Genomic DNA, 23,632 nt, shown 5'->3' with positions numbered 1-23,632 from the left:
ACAAGGCAACCCAAGAGTCCGTAGATTGTTTACATTTATGGCGCACCACAAGCTGGCTCAGTTTTTGCCATGTCATGGATACACTGTCCCGTAAACCGATACCCCTTCCCGATAAGACAACGCTGAAGCTTCCTGTTTTCTCTGGCAAAAAAAGCCCCGGCGTCTCCATCGGACTTCCGGTTATAAGGCGGGTCAAAAAGCCCGTTTCTTTTACCTCCGCAGGCAATCCAGTCGTCCCGTTTCTGTTCCTCGCTCACGCCCGCCTTTTCCCAGGAATCGGAGTGAGAGGTCGAGGGGGAAATGGCTCGTTCATACGCTTCGCCGGTCGGTGCGCCGTCCAAAATGATGCAACCGCTGGTAATGAACCCGGCCCCGGCAAGACAACCCGAAAGAAGATATCTTTTCATTTCAGCACCTGAAGGATCGCGGCTATCGCATTCCAGACCTGCGGCGGCAGCGCCGTTGCCGCCGCAAAGGGCGTTGCTGGCAGAATCGCCGCATCCGACCAGATGTTATGTGCGGTTTTTTCAGCGGACGACATGCTCCGTTTGGTATTGCCCTGATCGTCGTACAACCCGGCAACTTGTCCTCCAATAAAATCATGCGTTCCCGCATACGCCTCAATAATCTGGTCCACTAGACCGCCCGGCGGATACTGGATACCCGCCAGCGTCCCCGTTGTACCCTGAATCCCGCCCGTCAGTCCCGCGACCGATTGCGCCTCTGAACTCGCCAGATAATCTTCCACCGTGTAGCCCGGCAAAAGCTGAGGCTGGCCAAGGCCGTTCAATACAAGATTGTTGTCCGCATCATGCACACACGCGCTGTTATCCCGACCACAAACACTGTCCAGCGACAGCCGCGTCCCGCCGAGCTTGACGCCATCCCCGTTCACTCCTGCACTTTCCCCTGACAGGTTCGTCAGCGTCTCGCCAGTGCTATCCACCACCCCCGGAAACAGCGACGAATTCTGGATCGACGCCTGACGCATCAGGTCCGCTGCCTCCGACAGGACGCCCTGCGCGGCTGCCGCCGTCACCTGACCCGACACCACACCAATCAGCACATTCAGCATCCGCTGGTCGGTGTTCAACTGGTCGAGCTGGCTTTGAATCTGCGCCTTCTCGTCGGGGGCCGTCGCATCCTTCAGCTTCTGCTGTAAATCCGCGCGCTGCCCCGTGACGTAGTTGCTCAGCGCCGTGCTTGCCTGCTCGCTGAACTGCTGCGTGATCTTCACCTGAGCGTCGATTTCTGACTGGACTTTTGCCGCATCGAAGATCGGCTTGATTCCGCTTTCCTGATCGCCGGTCCGCGCCGCCTCGTTGCCCGCGATGCCGCTGATCCCCGAGCGCGTCACGCTGTCCGCACTGCCATCGCGCTGCGCAAAGCCCGCGCTAGAAGCCCCCGGCGAGAGGCCTCCGTCCAGGCTCACGACCGGCCCGATATTGACACTCATCCCCGTCCCTTCGTAATCGGCGTGATTCTGGATATCGCTCATCGTCAGCGATCCTGTCGAGAAATGATTGCTCCCATCCTGCACTGCCGCGTCGGTGCTGGTGATGACACCGCCTTGCAGATCCGTGTTCCCCTGCACGCCAACCTGGAAACCGCCCTCGCCTGCGTGGATGCCCGACTGTTCGTTGACGCTCGCGTAGTTGCTCTTTATCTTCGCCAGGCTCGCGCTCACCGACCCGCTCGAATTGCCAGCGCACAGCGGTGGCACGCACACGCTAACCGACACGCCCGCACCCTCGTTCTTCGAGTGGTAGGTATCCGTATCCTGGAGGCTGTGGATGTTCAGATTGCCGCCCACGTCAGCAATCACCTGGTTACCCGAAGCAACGGCACCGATCAGGTTCGTGTCGCCACCCGACTGGATCGCCAGCGCATTGCCGGCCGTCACGTGCGTATTGGTCCAGGTTGACGAATCGCCATCCGCGTTGCCACGATTGCCCGATGCGGCCGCCGTGAATGCAAGGCCGGTTTTGGAGCCGACCGACAATGACACGCCGACGCCGACGCTTCCACCACTGCTATCGCTCTGCTGGCTGGCCGTATTCTGCGCGGCCAGCAGGTTGACATTGCCCTGTGCAGCCAGCAGCGCGTCATTGCCCGCCGAAATCGTGCTGCCGACGACATTGATGTTGCTGTCGACGCCTGCCCCCGACGCAGCAACCGTCACGTTGCGGCCAGCGGATACCGTGCTTCCCGCGGCGGTGCTCGACTGCGAGGTACTGCTGCTGTGCTGGCTGCTGGCTCCCAGCGAAACGTTGATGCCGACCGTCGTGGCGGCCTTGACGGGGTCACCGCCAACCGCATCGTAAGCATTCTTCGCCGCCAGCGCGGTCGTTTCCCCGGCGAGAGCGAGCAGGCGGGGATCGCCGTTGACATTCTGCGCGGCGCTGGTCATCTGCGTGGCAGTCTGGATCGCGGAGACGACCGGATTCGTGATACCGACGGTGAGGCCCGCAGAATGATATTGCTGCTGCTGCGACTGCGAGGCCGTATCGTAGGCCGCATCGATCGTGACGGTTTTGCCCGCCATGGTCACGTCCTGGCCCGCATGAAGCACGCTGCCCGTGACGTGGAGATCGTTACCTGCCGTGATGTTCAGGTTCCCATCGAGCGAACCGATCATGCTCGCATTGTTCGTGACGCCCGACTCCTGGTCGGTCTGGGCGACCTTGCTGCTACCTACCGTCACCGACAGCCCGCTCGTGGCCAGGCCCGAATGCTTCTCCTGATACGTGCCGGCAGACTGCATAGTGTCCTGCGATGTGGTGATGGTCACATCGTGCGCGGCACTCAGTGACACGTCGTTTGTGCCGACAATCGCACTGCCCGCCACGTTGATATCGTGGCCGCTGGCAATCGTCACGCCGTCCGCCGAAATCAGGCTACCCTGCGAAAGCGTCGTGGTCGTGTCGCGCGAGCTGGCAACCTGCGTGCCGCTCACCACGTTGCTGTGGCTGTGCGTCTCCTGCGAGTTGCTGACCTGCGTGGCGGTGGCCGCGCCGATATTCACGTCGCCCGCCGCCGCCAGGTTCGCATTGCCCTGGCTGAGTTCAATCGCGCTGCCCGTCACGTTGATGTTGTGGCCCGACACCACGTTCAGCGTGTCGCCGCTGGTCAGTGTCGTGCCGGTCAGCGTCTGGACGGACGTATGCGAGGACTCGGCGTAGCTGCCATGATGATCGCTGCCGGAGCTGTTGCTGTCGATGGTCGAGGTGGTGGTGGCGGCCTGCAACGTCACGTCACCTACCGCCGCGAGTGTCCCGCCACCGGCCAGGTTGAGGTTCGCGCCGGTCGCCGTCAGGTTGCCGCCCACGCCAATCTCGGAAACCCCGCCAACGCTCACGGAACTGCCAGTTGCACTGTTGAGGTTCGTATCCGATACGCCGTTCGCGCGCTCGACCACCTTGTGCTCGCCGGTCTGCACCGTGCCGATGTCCCAGTTGCCGCCCACGGCCATGCCGAGGTTGCCGCCCACGTTGAGGTTGCCCGCGTTCTGCTCGAAGTTGCCGCCTGTGACGATCAGGGCATCGCCCGCCACGTTCAGGTTCGCGATGGGACCGAGCGTGGTGGAGGTTCGCGTCGCGCCCGTCGCGCTCACCTGGTCCACCGTGTTCGTGGCCGTATTCAGGAGCAGGTTGCCGCCCGCGTTCAGCGCCAGGCTCCCGGCGTTCACCGTCGCCGAGGTCAGATCCACATTGCCCGTCGTCGCCAGCGCCATGAGGCCGCCGCTTTGCAGCGTGCCGAAGGCGTTGTCGATGGACTGGCCGTTGACCGTGAGCGTATTGCTGGCCTGGACCGTGCCGCTGTTCGAGAAGGTCTGCGCGTTCTGCAGATCGATGTCGGTCGCCGCGATGAGCGGCCCGTTCAGGTTCTGCTGGCTGGCCTGCGCGAGATAGACGACCGGCACCAGCACGGACTGCCCGTCCACGATCTGCGTCTGCAGGATGACCACGTTGCTGGTGAGTGCGGCCACCTGCTCCGCCGACAGGCTCATGCCGAGCGGCAGGTCGAGTTGCTGCGCCAGCGCCGCGCCCGAGGCCAGCAACGCCTCATACATCGCCTGTGTATCGGTGTAGGGGCCGGGCACGGCCTTGCCGGTAAGCGGCGTCATCTGGTTCTGCACGAGCTGCTGCTCGTACAGGCCGTCGCCCAGGCGCTTTTCTACACTCTGCGGATTCAGGCCCAGCTGCTGGAGGTAGTAGTCGCTCGACAGGAACGATTTCGCGTTCGTAAAGGCCGGGTTCGACTCGATGAGGTAGGTGGCGCCCGGTGTGGTCGCCGGCCTGAACAGGCCTCCCTGCGGAATCGTCAGGTTGGCGAGGACATTGACCGCCGTGGCACGCGCAATGACCGGATCCACCTGGGTGGCACTGCCGCCGGGCGAGTCGACATTGACGCCCGTCACCGACTGGCCCGGCGCGAGGCCGAGCGACGGAATGCCCGCGTTGCCCGCCGTGTTCTCGATGCTCACGCCCGTGCCGGCGAGCGTACCGCCCGCCACGAACGTCGATTCGTAGGCCGGCAGGGCGTAGTAGCGGATATCGGCGGGAGCGGCCTGGGTATAACCGCCCGGATGGCTGGTGACAAACCCGGCATCGCCGAACGGTAGCTGCCAGTTGTGTTCGCTGTTGTCGTAGTTGTCGTAGTGATACTGGCCGGAATAAGTGACCTGCATCCGGGGCGCGGCCTGGCCCTGCCAGCTGTCCTGGTCGAGCGTGGCGGGCATCGCGATGTTGCCCACTGCCGCGACCTGGCTCCAGTAGTTCCAGAACAGGCCGACCGACGAGGCATCGAGGTCGCCGCCCGAAATGATCTGCGCGGCCGGACTGATGGCCGAAACCAGGTTCGCGAGCGCCACGCCGGTATATGTCGTGTACTGGTACGTGCTGTTCCACTGGCCGCCATGCGGCGGATCGGTCGGCACGCCACCGATCATCGACGGGTCGCCCGTCGAGCCCAGGACCTGCGGATGGCCAGGCTCGCACGCCTGCATGTAAGTGGCCGTACAGCCCGACAGGCTGATGCCGAGCTGCTCCAGCAGGGCTGGATCGACCGCCTCACTGTTGGCCCCCGTGGTCGTCATCACACGCCGCGTGTTGGTGACCTGGTTCGCGTAAAGCGCCATGTCGCCCGAGGACTGGATCAGCCCCGACTGGTTCTTGATCAGGTTCGCGTTCGTGTAGTTGCCGTTCGCATCCCTGCCGCCTGCAAGGACAACCTCGCCAAGTCCAAAGATCGCGGTGCCCGCCTGCGCGTCGGTGGCCGTCGTGTCGTCGCGGTTCTCGATGTCGGGCGCGAGCAGTTCGAGCGTCCCGTTACTGTCCGTCGCGCCAATGAGCGCCGTCGGGCCCAGGTTGGAAATGACACGGGTCGCGTTGAGCGACACGCTGCCGCCCACGACGGCGCCAGTGTTTTCCAGCGTGTTCGAGTGTGTGGTGAGCGTGCCGCCCGCCATCATCGTGCCGCTGTTGGCGATATCGCCCGCGTCGATGCCGAGGTTATTCGCCGCCTCCAGCAGCGCGGCGTTGGTGAATGTGCCGGGCAGCGTAAAGGTCAGGTCGTGACCGGCGTTGAACTGCACATCGGGCGCGGGTGCGAAGTCGCCCTGCATGGCAATCGCCACGTCATTGGCCGCGCCGTACGTGCCGCCGCCCGTGAGCGTCGCCGCGTTCACGGCCAGATCACGGGTCGCACCGATCTGGCCGTTGGTGTTCGTGAGCGCGCCAGTCGTCGCAATGGCGACATCGCCGCCCGAACCGGCCAGGTTGCCGATATTGCCGCCCGTGTTATCGAGCGTACCGGCCTGAACCGAAACGTTCGCGCCACTGACTGCGCCACCCTGGGTGTTCGAAATCGAGGACGCATTCACGGCGACGTTGCCGTTGCCCGTGATGAGGCCGTTGCTGTTGACGATCTGGCTGCCGCCCTGCACGGTCGTGTCGCCCGTGCCGAGGTTGCCGACGATACCACCCGTGTTGTCGATGGACGCGGCCAGCACCGCGAGCGTGCTGGCGTCGCCCGCGGCGCCCGTGCCGGACTGGATCTGGCCGTTCGTATCCGTCAGCGCACCGCCGCTCGCGAGGGAAATGGACGACAGCGACCGCACCACGCCCTGCGCGTTGTTCACATCGCCTGCAATGGAAGCCGCGAGGTTGCCCTGAGCAGCGAGCACGCCGCCCGAGTTGTCGAGGCTGCCCGCCTGCGCTACGAGCTGTCCCGCCGCGATGATCTGGCCGCCCGCGTTCGAGAACGTTCCCGCGCCGTTGCCCGGTGCAATCGTCAGCGTGCCGGTCCCGGCGGCGAGAATCGTGCCCCCGTCGTTGTTGAGCGTGGCGGCGCCAAGCGTAAGGTCAGTGCTGTTGGTCTGGAGCGTGCCGCCCGCCGAATTGTCCAGCAGCCCGGAGACGGCGACGTTCATCGCGCCGGTACCCGTCTGCGTGATCGTGCCCGCATGATTGACGACGTTCGTCGCGTTCAGCGACAGTTGCGCGGCCTGCGTGGTCCCCGAACTGTTGTCGAGCGTCGCCGCGGTGACGCTCGCCGCCTGGCCCGCCACGATCGTGCCGCCGCTGCTGGTCAGTTGCGCCCCCGCGTTGACCGTGGCATTGCCCGCCGCCTGAAGCGCGCCTGCGTCGTTGTTCAGGGACTGCGTGTCGACCTGAAGGTCCGTCTGCGCACTCACCGTACCGTGATTGGCAACCGTGCCGCCCTGAAGTGTCACCGCGCCATTGCCGCCGATCACGCCGCCCTGTGCGCCGGTGGCGGTCGTGCCTGCGGCGTTCGTGAGCGCGCCCGTGGTCGTCACCAGGAGGCCATCGCCGCTCAGGGAGGTGATGCGGCCTGCCGTGTTATCGAGGGATGCGCCTATCACGCTCAGCCCTGCGGCGCTCTGCATGGTCCCCTGGTTGTTCGCGATGGCGCTGCCGTTCACCAGCATGGCGCCCTGCGAGACAAGCGAGCCCCCCTGGTTTGCGATCTGGCCCGACGCCTGTGCGGCGAGCGCCCCGTGCGATGAAATCCCGCCGCCCTGGTTCGACAGGCTGCCCGCGTTGAGCGTCACGCCGCTGCCGCCCGTGAGCGTGCCACGGTCGTTGACCAGCGCGCCTGCTGCCTGCGCGTTCACGGCGCCGCCCGCGCTCGTCGTCGCGCCAGTGAGGTTCAGGTCGCCCGCGCTCGCCGCCAGCGACAGGTTGCCGTTGGCGGCCGTCTCGCTGCCCGCGAGGTTCACGCCGCTACCCGCGAGCGTGGCGTGACTGCCTGCCACGTTCAGGCCGGTTGCGTCGAGCTGGCCCGACGCCGCGACCGACAGGTCACCGCTGTTGCCAACCGAGCCGTCGCCGTTCACGCCCGCGCCGAGCGTGCCGGTCGAACTCACGCTGCCCGCGTTGACGGACGTGTTCTGCTGTGCCGCGAGCGTGCCGCTGTTCGTGACTGCGCCGCCCGTATTGATGGCGGTATTCTGCTGCGCGTAGAAGGTGCCGCTGTTCGCAACGCTCGCGGCGTTGATGCCAACGTTGCCGCTCGCGTTCATTGTGCCCGACTGCACAAGCTGGCCCGAAGCCGTGAGCGTGAGGTCGCCCGCCTGCGCGGCAAGGGTGCCCGCATTCGCCACCCCGACGCCGTTCTCGGTGCCGATCAGGGTGATGCGGTTCGCGTACATGCCGCCCAGCTGCGACACGTCGATGGATACGCCCGGCACGGCACCTGTGCCCGCGATAGCCGTCGGATTCAGGCTCGCGTAGTCGACGCGGTTCGAACCGGTCACGACATTCAGCGTATTCGCGTAGATCGCCGCATTGGCCTGCACCGCGTGCGCCAGCAGGTCAACCTGGTCAATGTTCGAGGCGTTCAGGCCCGCGCCCTGGACGGTGATGTTGCCCTGGGTGACGTCAAATCCGGCGAGGTTGCCGCTGCCGTCGAAAACGGGATTGCCGGTGGTAAGAATGCCGCGCATGGTGTTGATGAAACCGCCGCCGTCCACCAGGATGCCAGAGGGGTTGGCGATCACCACGGTCGCCTTCTGGCCCGCCACCTCGACGAAACCGCGTAACTGCGACGGATTGTTGCTGTTGACTTGGTTGACGATGAGCTTCGCGGCGTCGTTCGCCCCGAAGTTAGGATTGCCGTTGATCTGCCCCGCGAGCTGCGTGCCGGTGATGACGGGTGAATTGTTGAGAATTGCGCCTTTTTGCGATACATCAAACTGCGAATACGTATTCATTGACACGCCAGCCCCGGAGGGCCTGTTCACGTCGACCTGTGGAATGCCATTCGCGGTATTGATGACATTCGGCGCATTGGCGCCCGAGGGCACAATCTGCGCATCCGCAAGGGCAGGTGCGAGTCCGAATACAGCCAGTGCGGCAAAGGCCACATGACGCATGGCGAAAAGCGTGAACGATTGCAGTGCGACGGATCGAAGGGCTTCACCGCGACTGGCATTACCGTGTGCGTGTGCGGTTGCAGTTTCCGAAACCGCGACGAGCATGCCCCGCAGCCTGCTGAACACCAGCCGGTAAGCATTCCTGTTCATTATTCTTTGTCACGAGAAAGGACCATGGAGACCCATATACTCGCGCAAGATATGAAAGGGAAATGTTAACTAGCGCCAAAAATTGATCAGACGCAAATGCCCGCCATCGGTTTTGGTTTTACCGGATTGACACCCGATTCAGGTGAAAGCACTTCAGCGCCCGGAATTGGGTTTGGACTGCCACACTTACCGCCCCTGCTACACGTTGCCCGGTTGGACCGCGATCAATAGCACGAATAGCAGGGATAGTGGTAGCAACCACCTGTGGACCATGCTGCCCGCCGACAGGTAGGGTTGCTCGAAAGGGAATGCGGGGAAGTCTCTCAGTTTCACAAAGGAGCCGGCAAAGACGCCACACTCGATCTTTTCCGAGTGCTTCAAGGAATCCCCCAGTATTCCCTTCTACTTATTGATGAAGTCGAGGCGTCTCTGCATCCACAAGCCCAGAGACGGCTTATCAGGTTGCCGAGCGCGGCGTTATTGATCTTCCTCCGTTGGAGGAATACCGCGACAACCTCAATCGGCCCGCGCACGAGTACCAAATCGGCAAGCGCGATAGCTACGTCATCGTCGCGCAGCTTTCGCCCGAGTTCACCGGGCGCCTCGTGGAACGTTGGCGCGAGCTTGAGGCCAAGGTTGCTGCATCACAGCCAGCACGCGTGCTCTCGACTGCCGACAGGGCGCCGCTATCGAGCGCCTCGAAGAATCTCGACCAGGCAACGACCGTGCTCCCCGCGCAACCCGCCGGCAGCGAAAACATCACGCACGCGCGCCATCGTCGCCGGATTGTGGTACGAACTGGGCTCGCAATTCGAGGTTGTTTGCGATACCGAGTGCCCAATCGCGCCAGCGATTGTATTCGGCGTGTGCCGCTAGATTCTTCGGTGACACGTTTGCCTCCATCGCCGCAACGTACTCCCGAACCACGCGGGCAGCGTGCCACTTCTGAGCGTTTTCGATTAACTTGTCGCGCCGCGCGCGCTCCGCCGCAAGTTCGCGATCCGCTTGCTGACGCTCCACATGAGCCGCCTCGAAAGCCAGATCGGTACGGCGCCTCTTTTCCCAGAAGGCGACCATTACAGCGTGAGACGTCTCAAGTTTCGACATCACCTCGGGAAGGCGCTCGATCAGACCAGCAATACTGGACTTCTCTTTGAATTGCAACCGCGCGTCGGAGTGCTCATTGAGCAGCAGTTCAAGCCATCCGGTACCAATCGTTCCGGCGCCACTGATCGACCTTCGTTCGGCCTCCGAGAGGAGGCTTGTGTTCGCGCGGAAACTCGGCTCAACAATGCGCAAGCCTGAGGCCGCACCGTCCCGGGAAAGGTCGATCCGCGTGCACCGCCATCCCATCGAAATATCGAAACCGCGAGAGCGAGCCGCCTTGCATGTCGCGTCGAGGATAAGCATCGCGCGCTCATAGGTCGCCGCGGTGCACCGAATTGCCCGGGCATCGTACGCACGTATTTCCTCAATTCCTGGCGCCCTTGGGAAAAAGGCCTTCCACGATGGATAAGAGTACGTGCCGGCGGCATGCTTCGCCCCCTTGCTGCCGTACAGTGTGTCAAATCGATCTTTGACGCGCTTTGCGAAAGGTCCCAATTGTTCATCGTTGCCTCTGCTCCGAAATGACGCCGGGCACAGCCACAAGCCAGAAAGGTTCGGCCGCATTGCCAGACAGGATACGGATCAGGCTGCAGGCAGCGTTTCGGGCGCGCACGATAGAGCCGAAATTCGCCATTCCCAAGTAATACCGCGCGTAACGACTTCGAATCGCTTACGATTGCTTTACCTCCCGCATCGCTCTCATTGTTACCGGGAAGGGCACGAAGAAGAGGGGCGCGGTTCAAGGCGCAACTCGTCGTTGCGCCGGGTTCATTGATAGGATGCGGGCGTCACCACCAATGTGGCGTGGTTTTTCGAGGGAGCCACGCTCGCCCCCAGTGGGGGGCAGATACCTACCGGGCGAATCGCGCGTGCGGGCACGTAGGCATCAGTCTCAGCGTGCGCGATGGGTGCACGCGCATAGCTACGCGCAGCCTCTCGCGCGTGTCCCCGCCAATGTCTTACTTCAACCACATGCGGATGTGGGTTTCGTCGCCGTCATCCCCCACGTAGCCGTCCATATCGCTGTCCACCGGGATATCGAACCCCGAGCGCTCGGCGCCAGCGAACAGGAATTCGCGCACCCGCGCGTCGTCAAGGTCAAGGGGCGTAGCGTCGACGGGCACGAAGGGCGCCGCGAACCTCACAGCGGACGACACGTACAGATCTACCCCGTTTGGTCGTCGCTCTATCACCACTTCGATTTGCCGCAACGAGCCGTGCATTGCACGGTTAGCCCTCTGAACAATCATGTCCTCGGTGAGAGCATCGAGGTAGCTCGCGCTGTCCTTCGCCGCTAGAGTGAGCCACGCGTCGAGCGTGCCGAAGAACCCGGCGCATTGCTGGCGGAGGCTTCCGAAACTCTCGCTCTGCGCGCTACACCCGAGGCCCGGCATTGCCCGTCCGCCTTCCTGCTCGAAACGCATCAGGAACGACTCAACGATGTTTGCCAGGTCGCTGACGGGGCAATCATCCGTGTCCTCACGGAGATGCTTCAGGTACGCATCAGCCATCGCGGCACCAACCTCGAAAGCATCGTCGCCATGACACGTTGTCGGAACACCCCAATAGGGCGCAGCAACCGCGGAGCGTGGTCCGGCAACGAAGGGCAGGCGTTCTAGGCCAAGGGCGTTGTCCTTGTATCTGAACGGATGGCAACCCTTTCGGGGGCGGGTTGTATCGACAGCGTCGGCGTTATGCATACGGCGGACTCCTTTGTGTTTTGAGGAGGCCCGCCGCTCATTTCCACATGAGGGGTGGCGGGCCTGACGACGAGGGGTGGAAAACCGGCCACAAAGGAAACCGGCCCAGCCGAAGCTGGCCCTCGCCCGACCCGCCATTGAAAATTGACGCGCAGAGCGTAGCGCAGACGAAAAAATAGCCGCAGTCGCGGCGGCTCGTCCGCCTTTGTGACATCGGGTTTCCACGCCCGGCCGCTGTTGTTTCAGCGACGCACTAACGATAGCGAGGGAAGCCCAACGCGCCAACTGCCCGCAATCAATCTCTGGTTGCATCTTCCCGCAATGGTTTGATTGCGAAACCACTATCGTCAATCGCGCCATCCATAGGCGATGCGCGAGATCCAGATGAGCGTCATTCATGGAGTACTACCAGTAGCGGCTCACGCCCGGACTGAACCCATCGCCATCGCTCTCGCGCGCCCACTGCTCGCCGTACTCGCGCGATGTCAGCAGGCGTTCGACGGTCTGCCACGTGCTGTTGAAACACGCTCGGTATACGTTTGCCTGCGCATCGATGCCGCGAATACCCTCAACGGTTTCAGCGCAGTGCGCGGCGATGCGGGCCTCCGTGTTGCGGTCGATAAGTTTGCCTCTATCGGCTAGATGCGCGAACGCCGGATAGAGCACGATGAAGGAGCCGATTAGCAATGCGACTGTGGATAACTTGGGGTGGCGCTCAATGAATTTCATAGCTCGCGTTGCCAATCACCGACGGTTGCGGATGTGATGGGTGGTTGCTCAATTGTGGCGCCATCCTCCTGATTTGTCTCGTGGGAGGAGCGTCGTTCGCGGAAACGACGCGCCCGAAACTATCGCAAACTAACGGTAGATCACGTGCCCCGTCTTCGTGTCGAGGTACGGCAGGCCTTTCTTCGCCGGGTTGCCCCCCCTTGAACGGGTTGTCAGTCGTGCCGGTCGCCCCCCGGCACCACCGCGAGCACTCGACTCACCGTTCCCATAGATGGTGTTCATCGCATCGTCGATAGCCTTGCGCTTCTTCTCGGCGGGCTGGAGGCTGAACGAGGCATCCTTGGACATTTCGATGGTGAGTTGTCGGCGGGTCTCTTCCGGCGAGAAGCCGCGCTTGAACTCGTTTGCGCCGAGCATCCGCGACAGCGCGTCGCGGATTTGCTGGTCGGAGTAGCCGGCCGCGCGTAGAGCGTCTACCTTCGCGCCAAGCTCGTCCGCAACCGTGTTGCTGCGGTTCTGCGCGTCCAGCTTGCTCTTGTTCGTGTCGCGCGCGATGTCGTTGCTGGCCTTCTGCGTTTGCAGCGCCACGCGCCCGCCCTGCCGTGCGTTCTCCACCGCGAGGTCGCCCGCGAGCTTGAGCCGCGCCTCGCCAACCTTCCCGGCGGCCTTCGCGGCGGCGGCGTCCTTCGTCTGCTGCGCCTTGTACGCGGCCTCGAACATCTGCGGGGGCGAGAGCGCGGCCATGCCCATGCTCATCATCTGGTCCTTGCCGATGAACGTCGAGCGCTCCTCGCGCGTGACGTCGTTCTTGAGCTTCACGTTGAAGCCCGTCACGTTGCCGACCTTGTCCTTCACGACTTCGCGCGAGGTCGCCGTCGTGCCGTCCGCGAATTCGTTGTAGAGGTCCATCGCGTGCTGGCCCATCGCCTCGACATCGCCCGTCTGCGACGCGCGCCACATCTTCGCCCACGTCTGGAGATGCTTCTGGCTTTCGTTCTTCGCGGCCCAATGCCCGAGGCACCAGAATGCTTTCCGGCAATATCCGCCGGAATCCTGAAACCCGCGCAAGCTCAACGCTTCGCGGGTTTTTTGTTGCCGGCCCGAAGCCGGCACGCCCTTGTTTGGACGAAGATCAAGCGTCCTGCGGATGCCGCACGGCGTGCCGCGCCCCGCTGCTATCGTTGTCGAAGTTATTGAGATAGCAAACCGGGAGCGCACGATGGACCGCATTTTCATGACGCGAGAGGAAGCCATACGCATCCTCATCGAGGCCCACGAGTCCGTCTCCGGACGCGCCGCCGCAACGTTGATCCGCTCGAGCGCAGACCGATCCGCCAGGCTCGAAGCGCTGGAGCGGCTGCTGCTCGACGTGCGCGCGGGCCGGGTCGATGAATTTCGCACCTGGCCAGAGGACAGCACCTGCGTCTCGATCACCGACTGACGCAGGTCTGCCGCACGCGCCTCAGCGCAAATTCGTCTGCGCCAGCTCCACCACCTCGTCGCCGCGCCCGCTCAGCACCGCACGCAGCATATAGAGGCTGAACCCTTTCGCCTGCGCCCACTGCAGCTTCGGCGGCATGGCCAGTTCGTGCTTCGTCGTCACCACGTCGACGAGCGCCGGCCCTGCGTGCGAGAACGCCGCGCGCAACGCCTCATCGAGCGCTTCGGACGTCTCGACGCGCACGCTGAAGAGACCCGCGCCTTGCGCGATATCCGCGAAGTTGGTGGCCGCCAGATCGGTGCCCGTCTCCACGTAGCCGCCTGCCTTCATCTCCATGGCGACGAAACCGAGCGAGCTGTTATTCAGGACAACGATCTTGATCGGCAGGTCAAGCTGGCGCGCGGTGAGAATGTCGCCCAGCAGCATCGAAAGACCGCCGTCACCGGAGAGCGAGACCACCTGGCGCCCAGCATGCGCTGCCTGCGCGCCGAGCGCCTGCGGCATGGCGTTCGCCATCGAGCCGTGGTTGAACGAGCCGTGCAGGCGGCGCCGGCCGTTCATCGTCAGGTAGCGCGCGGCCCACAGCGTGGGCGTGCCAACGTCGACCGCGAAGATGGCGTCGTCCTCGGCGAGCGCGTCGAGACGCGCCACCACATACTGCGGATGCAGCGGCTTGCCGGCGGCCGCCGGGCGCGCGAGTTCGTCGAGCCCCTTGCGCGCGTTCGCGTAGTGCTCGCGCGCATGCTCGAGGAAGCGCCGGTCGGTCTTGCGCGTGAGCTTCGGCGTGAGCGCGCGCAACGTCTCGCGTACATCGCCGATGAGCCCGAGCGCGAGCGGCGCGCGTTTGCCGAGCGCGGCCGCGTCGCGGTCGATCTGCACGATATTCGCGTGCTGCGGATAGAAGTTGCGATACGGGAAGTCGGTGCCGAGCATGACGAGCGTGTCGCACGACATCATCGCGTGGTAGCCCGAGCTGAAGCCGATCAGTCCGGTCATGCCCACGTCGTAGGGGTTGTCCCATTCGACGTACTGCTTGCCGCGCAGCGCATGCACCGTCGGCGCGCCGAGCGCGTCCGCGAAGGCCACCACTTCGTCATGCGAGCCCTTGCAGCCGCTGCCGCACAGGAGCGTCACCGCCTCGGAGCGATTGAGCAGCTCGGCGAGCCGGTCGATATCCGCCGACGAAGGCAAGGTCGCCGGACGCGCCGCCTGGGCCCATGCCGGCTCCTCGTCGGATGCGTCCAGAAGCGCCACGTCGCCGGGCAGCACGATCACGGCGACGCCCTTCTGGTCGATCGCGGTGCGCAGCGCGGTGTCGAGCACGCGCGGGAACTGCGAGGCATTCGTCACCAGTTCCACGTAGTGGCTGCACTCGCGGAAGAGTTCGGTCGGGTGCGTCTCCTGGAAATAGCCGAGGCCGATTTCCGTCGAGGGAATGTGCGCCGCGATCGCGAGCACCGGCGAGCGGTTGCGATGGCAGTCGTAAAGACCGTTGATGAGATGCAGGTTGCCGGGCCCGCAACTGCCCGCGCACACCGCGAGTCGGCCGGTCGCCGCTGCCTCGGCGCCCGCCGCGAAGGCGGCGACTTCCTCGTGCCGCGTGTGCATCCAGCGGATCGTGCCGAGCTTTCGCAGACTCGCCGACAGCCCGTTCAGGCTGTCGCCGGTCACGCCCCAGATACGCTCGATGCCGACTGCCTCGAGCGTTTTCGCCAGATGATCCGCGATTGTCTTCGCCATGGTGTTCTCCACGTGAGCCGAATGGCGCAGCGCGCGCTCCAAGGCCGGGCGCTGCGCGAGAAGCAATTTGGGGGCAAGGATTCAGGCGTCCGGGGCCTGCCACTGCGCCGGACCTGCGAATGCCCTGCGCTACGTTACGCCTTCCGCCCGAAATGCGCGGTCAAGCCGTGCGAAGCGGACAGGCGGCGGGCACGGCGGCGCTGACCACGTCGCCACGGATAAAATAGCCGGCTCTACGCTGTCAGCCGTCCGTCATGAATCTCGAAAGCATCCTCTTCACACAGGGTTTCGGCTCACGCCGCCAATGCCGCGCGCTCATCGCCGACGCGCGGGTCGCCGTTGCGGGCGAACCTTGCAGCGACCCGCTCGCCACGTTCGACACGGCCGGCCTCGTCTTCAGCGTGGACGGCACGCCGTGGCCGTTTCACGAGCGCGCCTACATTGCGCTCAACAAGCCCGCGGGCTATGAGTGCTCGCGCGATCCGCAGCATCACCTGAGCGTGTTTCATCTGCTGCCGCCGCAGTTCGCGCAGCGCAACGTGCAGTGCGTGGGCCGCCTCGATCAGGATACGACCGGCCTCCTGCTGCTTTCCGACGATGGCCAGTTCGTCCACGCCTTCACGTCGCCCAAACGCAAGGTGCCGAAGGTCTACGTGGTGAGCACGCGCCATCCGCTCGACGACACCCAGCTCGATGCCCTGCGTGCAGGCGTGCTGCTGCACGGCGAGCGCGAGCCGATTGCCGCCGTCGCCGCCCACGCACGTGCGGACCACGAGCTGGCGTTGACCGTGCTCGAAGGCAAATATCATCAGGTCAAACGGATGGTGGCCGCGGCCGGCAACCGCGTCGAAGCGCTCCACCGCGAGCGCATCGGCGGCTTTTCCCTGCCCGCCGGTCTGGCGCCGGGCGCCTGGCAATGGCTCGACGCCGCGGCGCTCGACGCGTTGCGCAACAACGGGTAAACCACCACCCGGCGGCGCGGGCACCCGCCGCTCAGTGCGTTGACACACCGATGCTTGCAAACAGGCATCGTTTTTGCCGCGCCGCAGCATGTCCTTGCCGAGCTTCCGCCCTATACTCGTCTCAAGAACGATTACAAGTTGCAAGGAGGGGCATCATGATCATCAACGGCTCATTCGAAATTTCATTCGTGTTGATGGCCTTCATGGCGCTAGGGGCGGTTCTGATTGGGGGCCTGCTCGCGTCGATGCACATGCGACATCAGTATCATCCGAACCTCATCGGGGCGCTCATCGGAGCGCTATTGTGCTTCCTCCTGCTCGAAGCGCTGCCGGCCATCACGTGAACGGCACGCTTTGCGCCGCGCCGCCCGCCCGCAGTCACGGGTGCGGCGGCAGCGTGCGCAAGAACGCATCTACGTCGGGATAACGCAAACGCACGCGCAGTTCGCGCTTGAGGCGCGTATTGGCGAGCCGTCTCGACTCCCGCATGAACGACAGCAAGACCGGCTCGAGTTCGCGCTCGGCCTCGGCGCGGCTCACGCGTGGGGCGCGCGCGAGGCCGAAGGCATCGGCTACGCGGTCGAAATACTCGCCCATCTTCAGTTCGCTGTCGTCTGTCGCGTGGATCGTGCGCCCCGGGCGGCCGTGCGTCGCGAGGCGCAGGAGAATCGCCGCGAGGTCGTCTGCGTGGATGTGGCTCGTGTAGACGTCGTCGCTCGCGATGAGCGCCGGCGTGCGCTTCTCCAGCCGCGCCAGCGGCAGGCGGTTCGCGGCGTAAATGCCGGGAATGCGCGCGATCGTGGCGCTGAGCGCGCCGCGCGCCGTGGCGCGGCGCAGTTGCCGTTCGGCCGACACCCGGCGGATGGCGCGGGCGTTGGCGGGCTGCACCGAGCGTGTTTCGTCGATGCGCGCGCCGCCGCAATCCCCGTACACCCCCGTCGTGCTTGCGTAGACGAGCCTCGGGCGTGCGAGGCGCCTGCGCCGGCCGCGGGAAAACCGCCGGATGCGCTCGGGTACAATGACGGATGCTCCAAAGGCTGCGGCATCGCCGACAGCGCTGCGGCGCATGCGGTCCACGAGGCAATGCAATGGGGGCCGCAAGGCGCGCGGCGCCACGCCCGCCAGCGCAGGCCGCGACACCGCGCGACGCCGCGACGCGAGCGCTGCGATCAGGCGGCGCGTGCGCAGGTCGTCGTCGCCGGATTTTTGCGGTGGCGCGAGGTGCAGGACGGTGCCTGCCAGGCCCGCGATGCGCGCGAGACTCGTGCGGGAATCGAGGTCGCCGCGCACCGGCGTTGCACCCGCGGCCCGCACCGCGTCTGCGCGCTCGGCACGGCGCGCGAGCGCGAATACGCGCGCGCGGTCCGGCCGCTCGCGCAACTGGGCGACGCCGCGCAGGCCGACGTCGCCGCAACCGACAATCAGGATGCGCGCACGGCGCAAGGTTCGTGTGGCAATCATGGTGGAACCATTTTAGCGGCCCGGGCCTCGCGGCGAAGGCCGGCAAGCAAACGCGGCGACCTGACCAAAGCGACCCGCGCCCGGAATCAACCCTCGGATACAGACTTACGCTTCCCTGAATATGGCTTTCAACGTAACGCTCAAGCAAAGCGGCCGGCAATTCCAGGTCGAGCCCGACGAACCCATTCTCAACGCGGCCCTGCGTCAGGGCATCGGCCTGCCTTATGGCTGCAAGAACGGCGCATGCGGCTCGTGCAAGGGCACGGTCTGCAACGGCGAAGTGGAGCAGCGCGCCCACGCGGCTTCGGCGCTTTCCAATGACGAAAGAACGCGCGGCATGGCCCTCTTCTGCTGTGCGACGGCGCAAACCGACCTCGAAATCGATATCCGCGAAGTGGCGGGCGTGGGCGACGTGCAGGTGCGCAAGCTGCCTACCCGCATCGCCGCCATCGAGCGCCGCGCCGACGACGTCGTCGTCCTCAAGCTGCAGCTGCCCGCCAACGAGCGCCTGCAGTATCTGGCCGGCCAGTACCTCGAATTCATCCTCAAGGACGGCACGCGCCGCAGCTACTCGATGGCGAGCGCGCCGCACGAGGAAGGCCCCATCGAGCTGCACATCCGCCACATGCCGGGCGGCAAGTTCACCGACCACGTCTTCTCGCAGATGAAGGAGCGCGACATCCTGCGCTTCGAAGCGCCGCTCGGCACCTTCTTCCTGCGGGAGGATTCCGATAAGCCGATCGTGCTGCTCGCCTCCGGCACCGGCTTCGCGCCGCTCAAGGCGATCGTCGAGCACGCGGTCCACAAGAACCTGAACCGCCCGATGACGCTCTACTGGGGCGCGCGCCAGAAGAAGGACCTGTACCTGATGGATCTCGCCGAGCAATGGGCGAAGGAGATCCCGAACTTCCGCTTCGTGCCGGTGCTCTCCGAGCCCGCCGCCGGCGACAGCTGGACCGGCCGCACGGGCTTCGTGCACCGCGCCGTGATCGAGGATCTGCCCGATCTGTCGGGCCACCAGGTCTATGCGTGCGGCGCGCCGGTGATGGTGGAGTCCGCGCAGCGCGACTTCACGCAGCACCACGGCCTGCCCGACGACGAGTTCTACGCGGACTCGTTCACGAGCGCCGCGGATCTCGCGAACGCCGTCTGAAGCCGGCCCGAGCGGGTCGTTGCGTATGCAATGCATCGCCCCGCCGGGCAGCCGTCACGAAAAATTCTTCGGCCGCCTGGATAAATTCGGCACATTGATGGTTTACATCGCCATTCGGCTTGTCGTATTCTTGCGCCCATGAACTGCATCCTGTCCGCCCTTCGACGTCGCCGCTCGCCCCATCTTTAGGGCCTGGCTACTCGCGGACGCGCGTTGCACTTCTCAACGCACAGCAAGTTCGAATCACGAAAGCCACGGCCAGTCCGTGGCTTTTTGTTTTTCCGCCGTATCGTCTTCAACCCTTGTGCAGCCCCAACGCGGAGCCCGTTGCCATGAATTATTCCGAGTACCCGATCGAGTCGCTGATGTACATCACCAACCGGCCCGAAATCGTTTTCACGCATGGCAAGGGGTCGTGGCTCTACGACAACGAAGGCAAGCGATACCTGGACTTCATCCAGGGTTGGGCCGTCAACAGCCTCGGGCACTGCAACGACGGCATGATCGAGGCGCTGGAAAAGCAGTCGCGCCTGCTCATCAACCCGTCGCCGGCCTTCTACAACGAGCCGATGGCGAAGCTCGCAGGCCTGCTCACCGAGCACAGCTGCTTCGACAAGGTGTTCTTCGCCAACAGCGGCGCCGAAGCCAACGAAGGCGCGATCAAGCTCGCGCGCAAGTGGGGCAAGAAGCATCGTGACGGCGCCTACGAGATCATCACGTTCGACCACAGCTTCCACGGCCGCACGATCGCGACCATGTCGGCGAGCGGCAAGCCGGGCTGGGACACGATCTACGCACCGCAAGTGCCGGGCTTCCCGAAGGCCGACCTGAACGACATCGCCTCGGTCGAGAAGCTCATCAACGCGAAGACCGTCGCCGTGATGCTCGAACCGATCCAGGGCGAAGGCGGCGTGATTCCCGCCACGCGCGAATTCATGCAGCAACTGCGCGCGCTCACGAAGAAGCACGGCATCCTGCTGATCGTCGACGAAGTGCAGAGCGGCTGCGGCCGTGCGGGCACCCTCTTCGCCTACGAACTCTCGGGCATCGAGCCGGACATCATGACGCTCGGCAAGGGCATCGGCGGCGGCGTGCCGCTCGCGGCGCTGCTCGCGAAGAAGGAAATCGCCGTGTTCGAAGCGGGCGATCAGGGCGGCACGTACAACGGCAACCCGCTGATGACCGCCGTGGGCTATTCGGTGATCTCGCAACTGGTTGCGCCCGGCTTCCTCGAAGGCGTGCGTGCCCGCGGCGAGTACCTGCGCGAAAAGCTGCTCGAGCTTTCGGCCGAACGCGGCTTCCAGGGCGAGCGTGGCGAAGGCTTGCTGCGCGCGCTGCTGCTCGGCAAGGACATCGGCCCGGAGATCGTCGAGAAGGCGCGCCTCATGCAGCCGGACGGCCTGCTGCTCAACGCCGCGCGCCCGAACCTGCTGCGCTTCATGCCGGCGCTGAACGTGACGACGCAGGAAATCGACCAGATGATGGCGATGCTGCGCACGATCCTCGACTCGCTGTAACCAGACGGAGCACGAGCGATGTCCGTCACGATCCGCGTGTTCAGCGAAGCCGATACCGACGCGGTGATCGCGCTTTGGCTGCAGGCGTTTCCCGAGTACAACGACGCGAGCCGGCCGCATCGCAATCCGCGTCTGTCGATCGCGAACAAGCTCGGCACGCAGCCGGAGCTGTTCTTCGTTGCTGTTCGCGACGGCGGCGACGTCGACGGCGCGCTCGTCGGCACGGCCATGGCCGGTTACGACGGGCATCGCGGCTGGCTCTACTCGGTCGCCGTCGCGCCCGAAGCGCGGCGCCACGGCCTCGGCACGCGGCTCGTGCGCCATGCGGAAAACGCGCTCGCCGCGCTGGGATGCCTCAAGCTCAACCTTCAGGTGCTCACCGACAAGGCCGAGGTGCTCGCGTTCTACGAGCGGCTCGGCTATCGCGCCGATGCCGTGGTGAGCCTCGGCAAGCGGCTCGCCGTGCAGGAGTCCGAAGCGCTCGCCTGAGCCTGACCGATCGATGCCATGAAAAAAGCCGCATGGGTTCGCACCCATGCGGCTTTTGTCTTTTATGCGGCCGCAAGGACCGCAACGCGATGCAGCTTACTCGCCCAGGTACGCGGCACGCACCTTCGGATCGTCGAGCATCTGCTTGGCCTCGCCTTCCATCGTCACGAGACCCGAGTCCATCACGTAGCCGCGATTGGCCGCCTGCAGCGCAAGGCGTGCGTTCTGCTCCACGAGCAGCACCGTGATGCCTTCCGACGAGATCGTACGCACCACTTCGAAGATCTTCTCGACCATGATCGGCGAGAGACCCATCGAAGGCTCGTCGAGCAGCAAAAGCTTCGGCTTGCTGATGATCGCGCGCGCCATGGCCAGCATCTGCTGCTCGCCGCCCGAGAGCGTGCCTGCGAGCTGCGTCGCGCGTTCCTTCAGGCGCGGGAAGAAGCCGAACATGCGCTCGACGTCCTTCTGGATGCCGTCGTTGTCGCTGCGCAGGTACGCGCCCATCTGCATGTTTTCGAGGATCGACATGCGCGCGAAGATGCCGCGGCCTTCCGGCACCATCGCGAGGCCGCGCTTGAGCAGTTCATACGCAGGCACGCCCTTGATCGACTGGCCCATGTACTCGATGTCGCCAGCCGAGTACGGCTTCAGACCCGTGATGGCCTTCATCGTCGTGGTCTTGCCCGCGCCGTTCGCGCCGATCAGCGTGACGAGTTCGCCCTGGCGAACTTCCATGTCCACGCCCTTGACTGCCTGGATCCCGCCGTAGTTGACCTGCAGACCCTTGATTTTCAGAACCGATGTCGACATCAGTGAACCCCCGCACCCAGATATGCCTCGATCACCTTCGGGTCCTTCTGCACGTCTTGCGGCAGCCCTTCGGAGATCACCTTGCCGTAGTCGAGCACTGTCATCCGGTTGCACAGGCCCATCACCAGTTTCACGTCGTGCTCGATCAGCAGGATGGTCTTGCCATCGGCGCGGATCTTGTCGAGCAGGCGCGTGAGTTCGACCTTCTCGGTCGCGTTCATGCCGGCTGCCGGCTCGTCGAGCGCGAGCAGCTTCGGATCGGTCGCGAGCGCGCGCGCGATTTCCAGACGGCGCTGGTGACCGTACGAGAGGTTGCGCGAGGTGTAGTCCGCGTATTGCGCGATGCCCACGTATTCGAGCAGCTCGATCGCGCGTTCCTTGATCTCGCGCTCTTCCTGACGCTCCGAGGGGGTCTGGAACACGGCGCCGAGCAGGCCGTGCTTCGTGCGCACGTGGCGGCCGACCATCACGTTCTCGAGCGCGGTCATGCCGCCGAACAGGCGAATGTTCTGGAAGGTACGTGCAATGCCGGCCTGCGCCACCTGATACACGGCGGTCGGCGTGTAGGCCGTACCGTCGAGCTTGAATTCGCCCGAATCAGGCGTGTAGAGGCCGGTAATCACGTTGAAGAACGTCGTCTTGCCGGCGCCGTTCGGGCCGATCAGGCCGTAGATCGTGCCTTCCTCGATCTGCAGGCCGACGTCGGACAGCGCCTGCAGGCCGCCGAAGCGCTTGTTCACGCCCTTCACGGACAGGCGGATAGCTTTGTTGCTCATATTCTGTTCTCCCCGTTATGCGCGAACCGGCTTCTTGCTGGCGCGCTTGGCGATCTTCGCGATCTTGTCTTCGTGCTTCGCCGCCGGCCACAGGCCTTCCGAGCGATACAGCATGATGACGACCATGGCGAGGCCGTAGAGCAGCTGGCGAATGACTTCCGTATCGACGACTTCGTGGCCGAACAGCATGTGCTGGAGCGGGCCCATCGTCGAGCGCAGGAACTCGGGGAAAATGGCGAGCAGCACGGCGCCGAGAATCACGCCGGGGATGTGGCCCATGCCGCCCAGCACCACGCAGGCGAGCACGACGACCGATTCCCAGAACGTGAACGATTCCGGCGACACGAAGCCCTGGAACGCACCGAACATCGCACCCGACAGACCGCCGAACGACGCGCCCATCGCAAAGGCGAGCAGCTTGACGTTACGGGTGTTGATACCCATGGCCTTGGCGGCGATTTCGTCCTCGCGGATCGCGGCCCATGCGCGGCCGATACGCGAGTGCTGCAGACGCGTACACACCCAGATCACGAGCAGCGCGCAGATCACGAACACGTAGTAGTACATGTAGACCGACGTGAACGTGAAGCCGAGGATCTCGTGCGGCTGCGCGAGATTGAAGCCGAACACCTGCAGCGGCGCGACGCCGGTAATGCCCTGCGGCCCGTTGGTGATGTTCACCGGACGGTCGAGGTTGTTCATGAAGATACGAACGATTTCCCCGAAGCCCAGGGTCACGATGGCGAGGTAGTCGCCACGCAGACGCAGCGTCGGCGCGCCGAGCAGCACGCCGAACAGCGCGGCGAGCGCCATGGCGCACGGAATCACGATCCAGTACGGCGTGTGCAGGCCGCCCGGGAACATGTTGGCGATCCACGTGAACTGCATGGTCAGGTGCGGCGACGTGAGCAGCGCAGCGACGTAGGCGCCCACCGCGTAGAACGCGATATAGCCCAGGTCCAGCAGGCCGGCGAAGCCCACCACCACGTTCAGGCCCAGCGCGAGCATCACGTACAGCATCGCGAAGTCGAGCACGCGCACCCAGTAGTTGCCGCCCGCGGCGCCCACCACGAAGGGGAGCGCTGCCACGACGATGGCCGTCACGATGCCGACCGTGAGGGTCTTCGTCATGTTCTTTTCGGGGATGAGCGTCGTCGACGGCTCGATCGGTTGAATTGAAGTCATGTTGTGTTACT

Annotated in this window: 17 protein-coding genes; 6 read left to right on the top strand and 11 right to left on the bottom strand. The window is 64.5% G+C overall.

The genetic code is table 11. The features are described 5' to 3' along the window. Window positions 1-35 precede the first annotated feature (35 nt). The 6 genes from AB4Y40_RS11095 to AB4Y40_RS11070 all read right to left on the bottom strand — a co-directional run bounded on the left by AB4Y40_RS11095 (window position 36) and on the right by AB4Y40_RS11070 (window position 13,044). A complete protein-coding gene (locus AB4Y40_RS11095) occupies window positions 36-407 on the bottom strand; it encodes a hypothetical protein (RefSeq protein WP_368687694.1) in 372 nt (123 codons plus the stop codon). After that, window positions 404-8,548, bottom strand: coding sequence for a hemagglutinin repeat-containing protein (locus tag AB4Y40_RS11090; RefSeq protein WP_368687693.1), 8,145 nt, complete (start codon window positions 8,546-8,548; stop codon window positions 404-406). The genes AB4Y40_RS11095 and AB4Y40_RS11090 overlap by 4 nt, the downstream gene beginning before the upstream one ends. 759 nt (window positions 8,549-9,307) lie before the next feature. Then, window positions 9,308-9,958: a hypothetical protein gene (locus tag AB4Y40_RS11085; protein WP_368687692.1), complete on the bottom strand. Its 651-nt coding sequence runs from the start codon at window positions 9,956-9,958 to the stop codon at window positions 9,308-9,310. A 656-nt stretch (window positions 9,959-10,614) separates the two neighbouring features. After that, window positions 10,615-11,355: a hypothetical protein gene (locus AB4Y40_RS11080; protein ID WP_368687691.1), complete on the bottom strand. Its 741-nt coding sequence runs from the start codon at window positions 11,353-11,355 to the stop codon at window positions 10,615-10,617. 405 nt (window positions 11,356-11,760) lie between these two features. Beyond that, complete coding sequence (locus AB4Y40_RS11075) at window positions 11,761-12,084, bottom strand: hypothetical protein (RefSeq protein ID WP_368687690.1); 324 nt, start codon at window positions 12,082-12,084, stop codon at window positions 11,761-11,763. Between the two features lie 129 nt (window positions 12,085-12,213). After that, the gene (locus tag AB4Y40_RS11070; RefSeq protein ID WP_368687689.1) at window positions 12,214-13,044 is read right to left on the bottom strand and encodes a hypothetical protein; all 831 of its coding nucleotides are present in this window, start codon (window positions 13,042-13,044) and stop codon (window positions 12,214-12,216) included. Between the two features lie 259 nt (window positions 13,045-13,303). Here AB4Y40_RS11070 and AB4Y40_RS11065 point away from each other — a divergent pair, with 259 nt between their 5' ends. Next, a complete protein-coding gene (locus tag AB4Y40_RS11065; protein WP_368687688.1) occupies window positions 13,304-13,525 on the top strand; it encodes a hypothetical protein in 222 nt (73 codons plus the stop codon). Between the two features lie 21 nt (window positions 13,526-13,546). Here AB4Y40_RS11065 and poxB read toward each other — a convergent pair whose 3' ends face one another. Continuing rightward, window positions 13,547-15,265, bottom strand: a complete 1,719-nt coding sequence (poxB, locus tag AB4Y40_RS11060; RefSeq protein ID WP_368687687.1) for a ubiquinone-dependent pyruvate dehydrogenase — start codon at window positions 15,263-15,265, stop codon at window positions 13,547-13,549. A 254-nt stretch (window positions 15,266-15,519) separates the two neighbouring features. Between poxB and AB4Y40_RS11055 the strand changes: the two genes are divergently transcribed. Next, window positions 15,520-16,227 carry a pseudouridine synthase gene (locus tag AB4Y40_RS11055; RefSeq protein ID WP_368687686.1) on the top strand — a complete coding sequence of 236 codons (708 nt, stop codon included), beginning with the start codon at window positions 15,520-15,522 and terminating at the stop codon, window positions 16,225-16,227. Between the two features lie 155 nt (window positions 16,228-16,382). Next, window positions 16,383-16,571: a hypothetical protein gene (locus tag AB4Y40_RS11050; RefSeq protein ID WP_042260822.1), complete on the top strand. Its 189-nt coding sequence runs from the start codon at window positions 16,383-16,385 to the stop codon at window positions 16,569-16,571. Window positions 16,572-16,605: 34 nt separating this feature from the next. Here AB4Y40_RS11050 and AB4Y40_RS11045 read toward each other — a convergent pair whose 3' ends face one another. Next, window positions 16,606-17,688 (bottom strand): NAD-dependent epimerase/dehydratase family protein, encoded by a 1,083-nt coding sequence (locus AB4Y40_RS11045; protein ID WP_368687685.1) that lies wholly within the window; start codon window positions 17,686-17,688, stop codon window positions 16,606-16,608. A gap of 121 nt (window positions 17,689-17,809) precedes the next feature. Here AB4Y40_RS11045 and AB4Y40_RS11040 point away from each other — a divergent pair, with 121 nt between their 5' ends. From AB4Y40_RS11040 to AB4Y40_RS11030, 3 genes are all read left to right on the top strand, one after another. Continuing rightward, entirely contained in the window at window positions 17,810-18,841 is a 1,032-nt protein-coding gene (locus AB4Y40_RS11040; protein ID WP_368687684.1) for a CDP-6-deoxy-delta-3,4-glucoseen reductase, read from the top strand. A gap of 332 nt (window positions 18,842-19,173) precedes the next feature. After that, window positions 19,174-20,358: an acetylornithine transaminase gene (locus tag AB4Y40_RS11035; RefSeq protein WP_254316012.1), complete on the top strand. Its 1,185-nt coding sequence runs from the start codon at window positions 19,174-19,176 to the stop codon at window positions 20,356-20,358. Window positions 20,359-20,376: 18 nt separating this feature from the next. After that, the gene (locus AB4Y40_RS11030; RefSeq protein WP_368687683.1) at window positions 20,377-20,847 is read left to right on the top strand and encodes a GNAT family acetyltransferase; all 471 of its coding nucleotides are present in this window, start codon (window positions 20,377-20,379) and stop codon (window positions 20,845-20,847) included. Window positions 20,848-20,943: 96 nt separating this feature from the next. On the opposite strand, the gene AB4Y40_RS11025 is transcribed toward AB4Y40_RS11030, so the two are convergent. From AB4Y40_RS11025 to AB4Y40_RS11015, 3 genes are read right to left on the bottom strand one after another with little or no spacing between them, the layout of a single operon-like run. Further along, window positions 20,944-21,660 (bottom strand): ABC transporter ATP-binding protein, encoded by a 717-nt coding sequence (locus AB4Y40_RS11025; RefSeq protein ID WP_112173207.1) that lies wholly within the window; start codon window positions 21,658-21,660, stop codon window positions 20,944-20,946. Next, window positions 21,660-22,436, bottom strand: coding sequence for an ABC transporter ATP-binding protein (locus AB4Y40_RS11020; protein WP_069262747.1), 777 nt, complete (start codon window positions 22,434-22,436; stop codon window positions 21,660-21,662). The genes AB4Y40_RS11025 and AB4Y40_RS11020 overlap by 1 nt, the downstream gene beginning before the upstream one ends. Window positions 22,437-22,451: 15 nt before the next feature. Further along, a complete protein-coding gene (locus tag AB4Y40_RS11015; protein ID WP_368687682.1) occupies window positions 22,452-23,621 on the bottom strand; it encodes an ABC transporter ATP-binding protein in 1,170 nt (389 codons plus the stop codon). Between the last annotated feature and the right edge of the window lie 11 nt (window positions 23,622-23,632).

This window comes from Paraburkholderia sp. EG287B (genome assembly GCF_040965595.1).
Classification (GTDB): domain Bacteria; phylum Pseudomonadota; class Gammaproteobacteria; order Burkholderiales; family Burkholderiaceae; genus Paraburkholderia.
The sequence above is the reverse complement of the archived record's forward strand: the minus strand, read 5'-3'. Positions and strand labels throughout refer to the sequence as shown.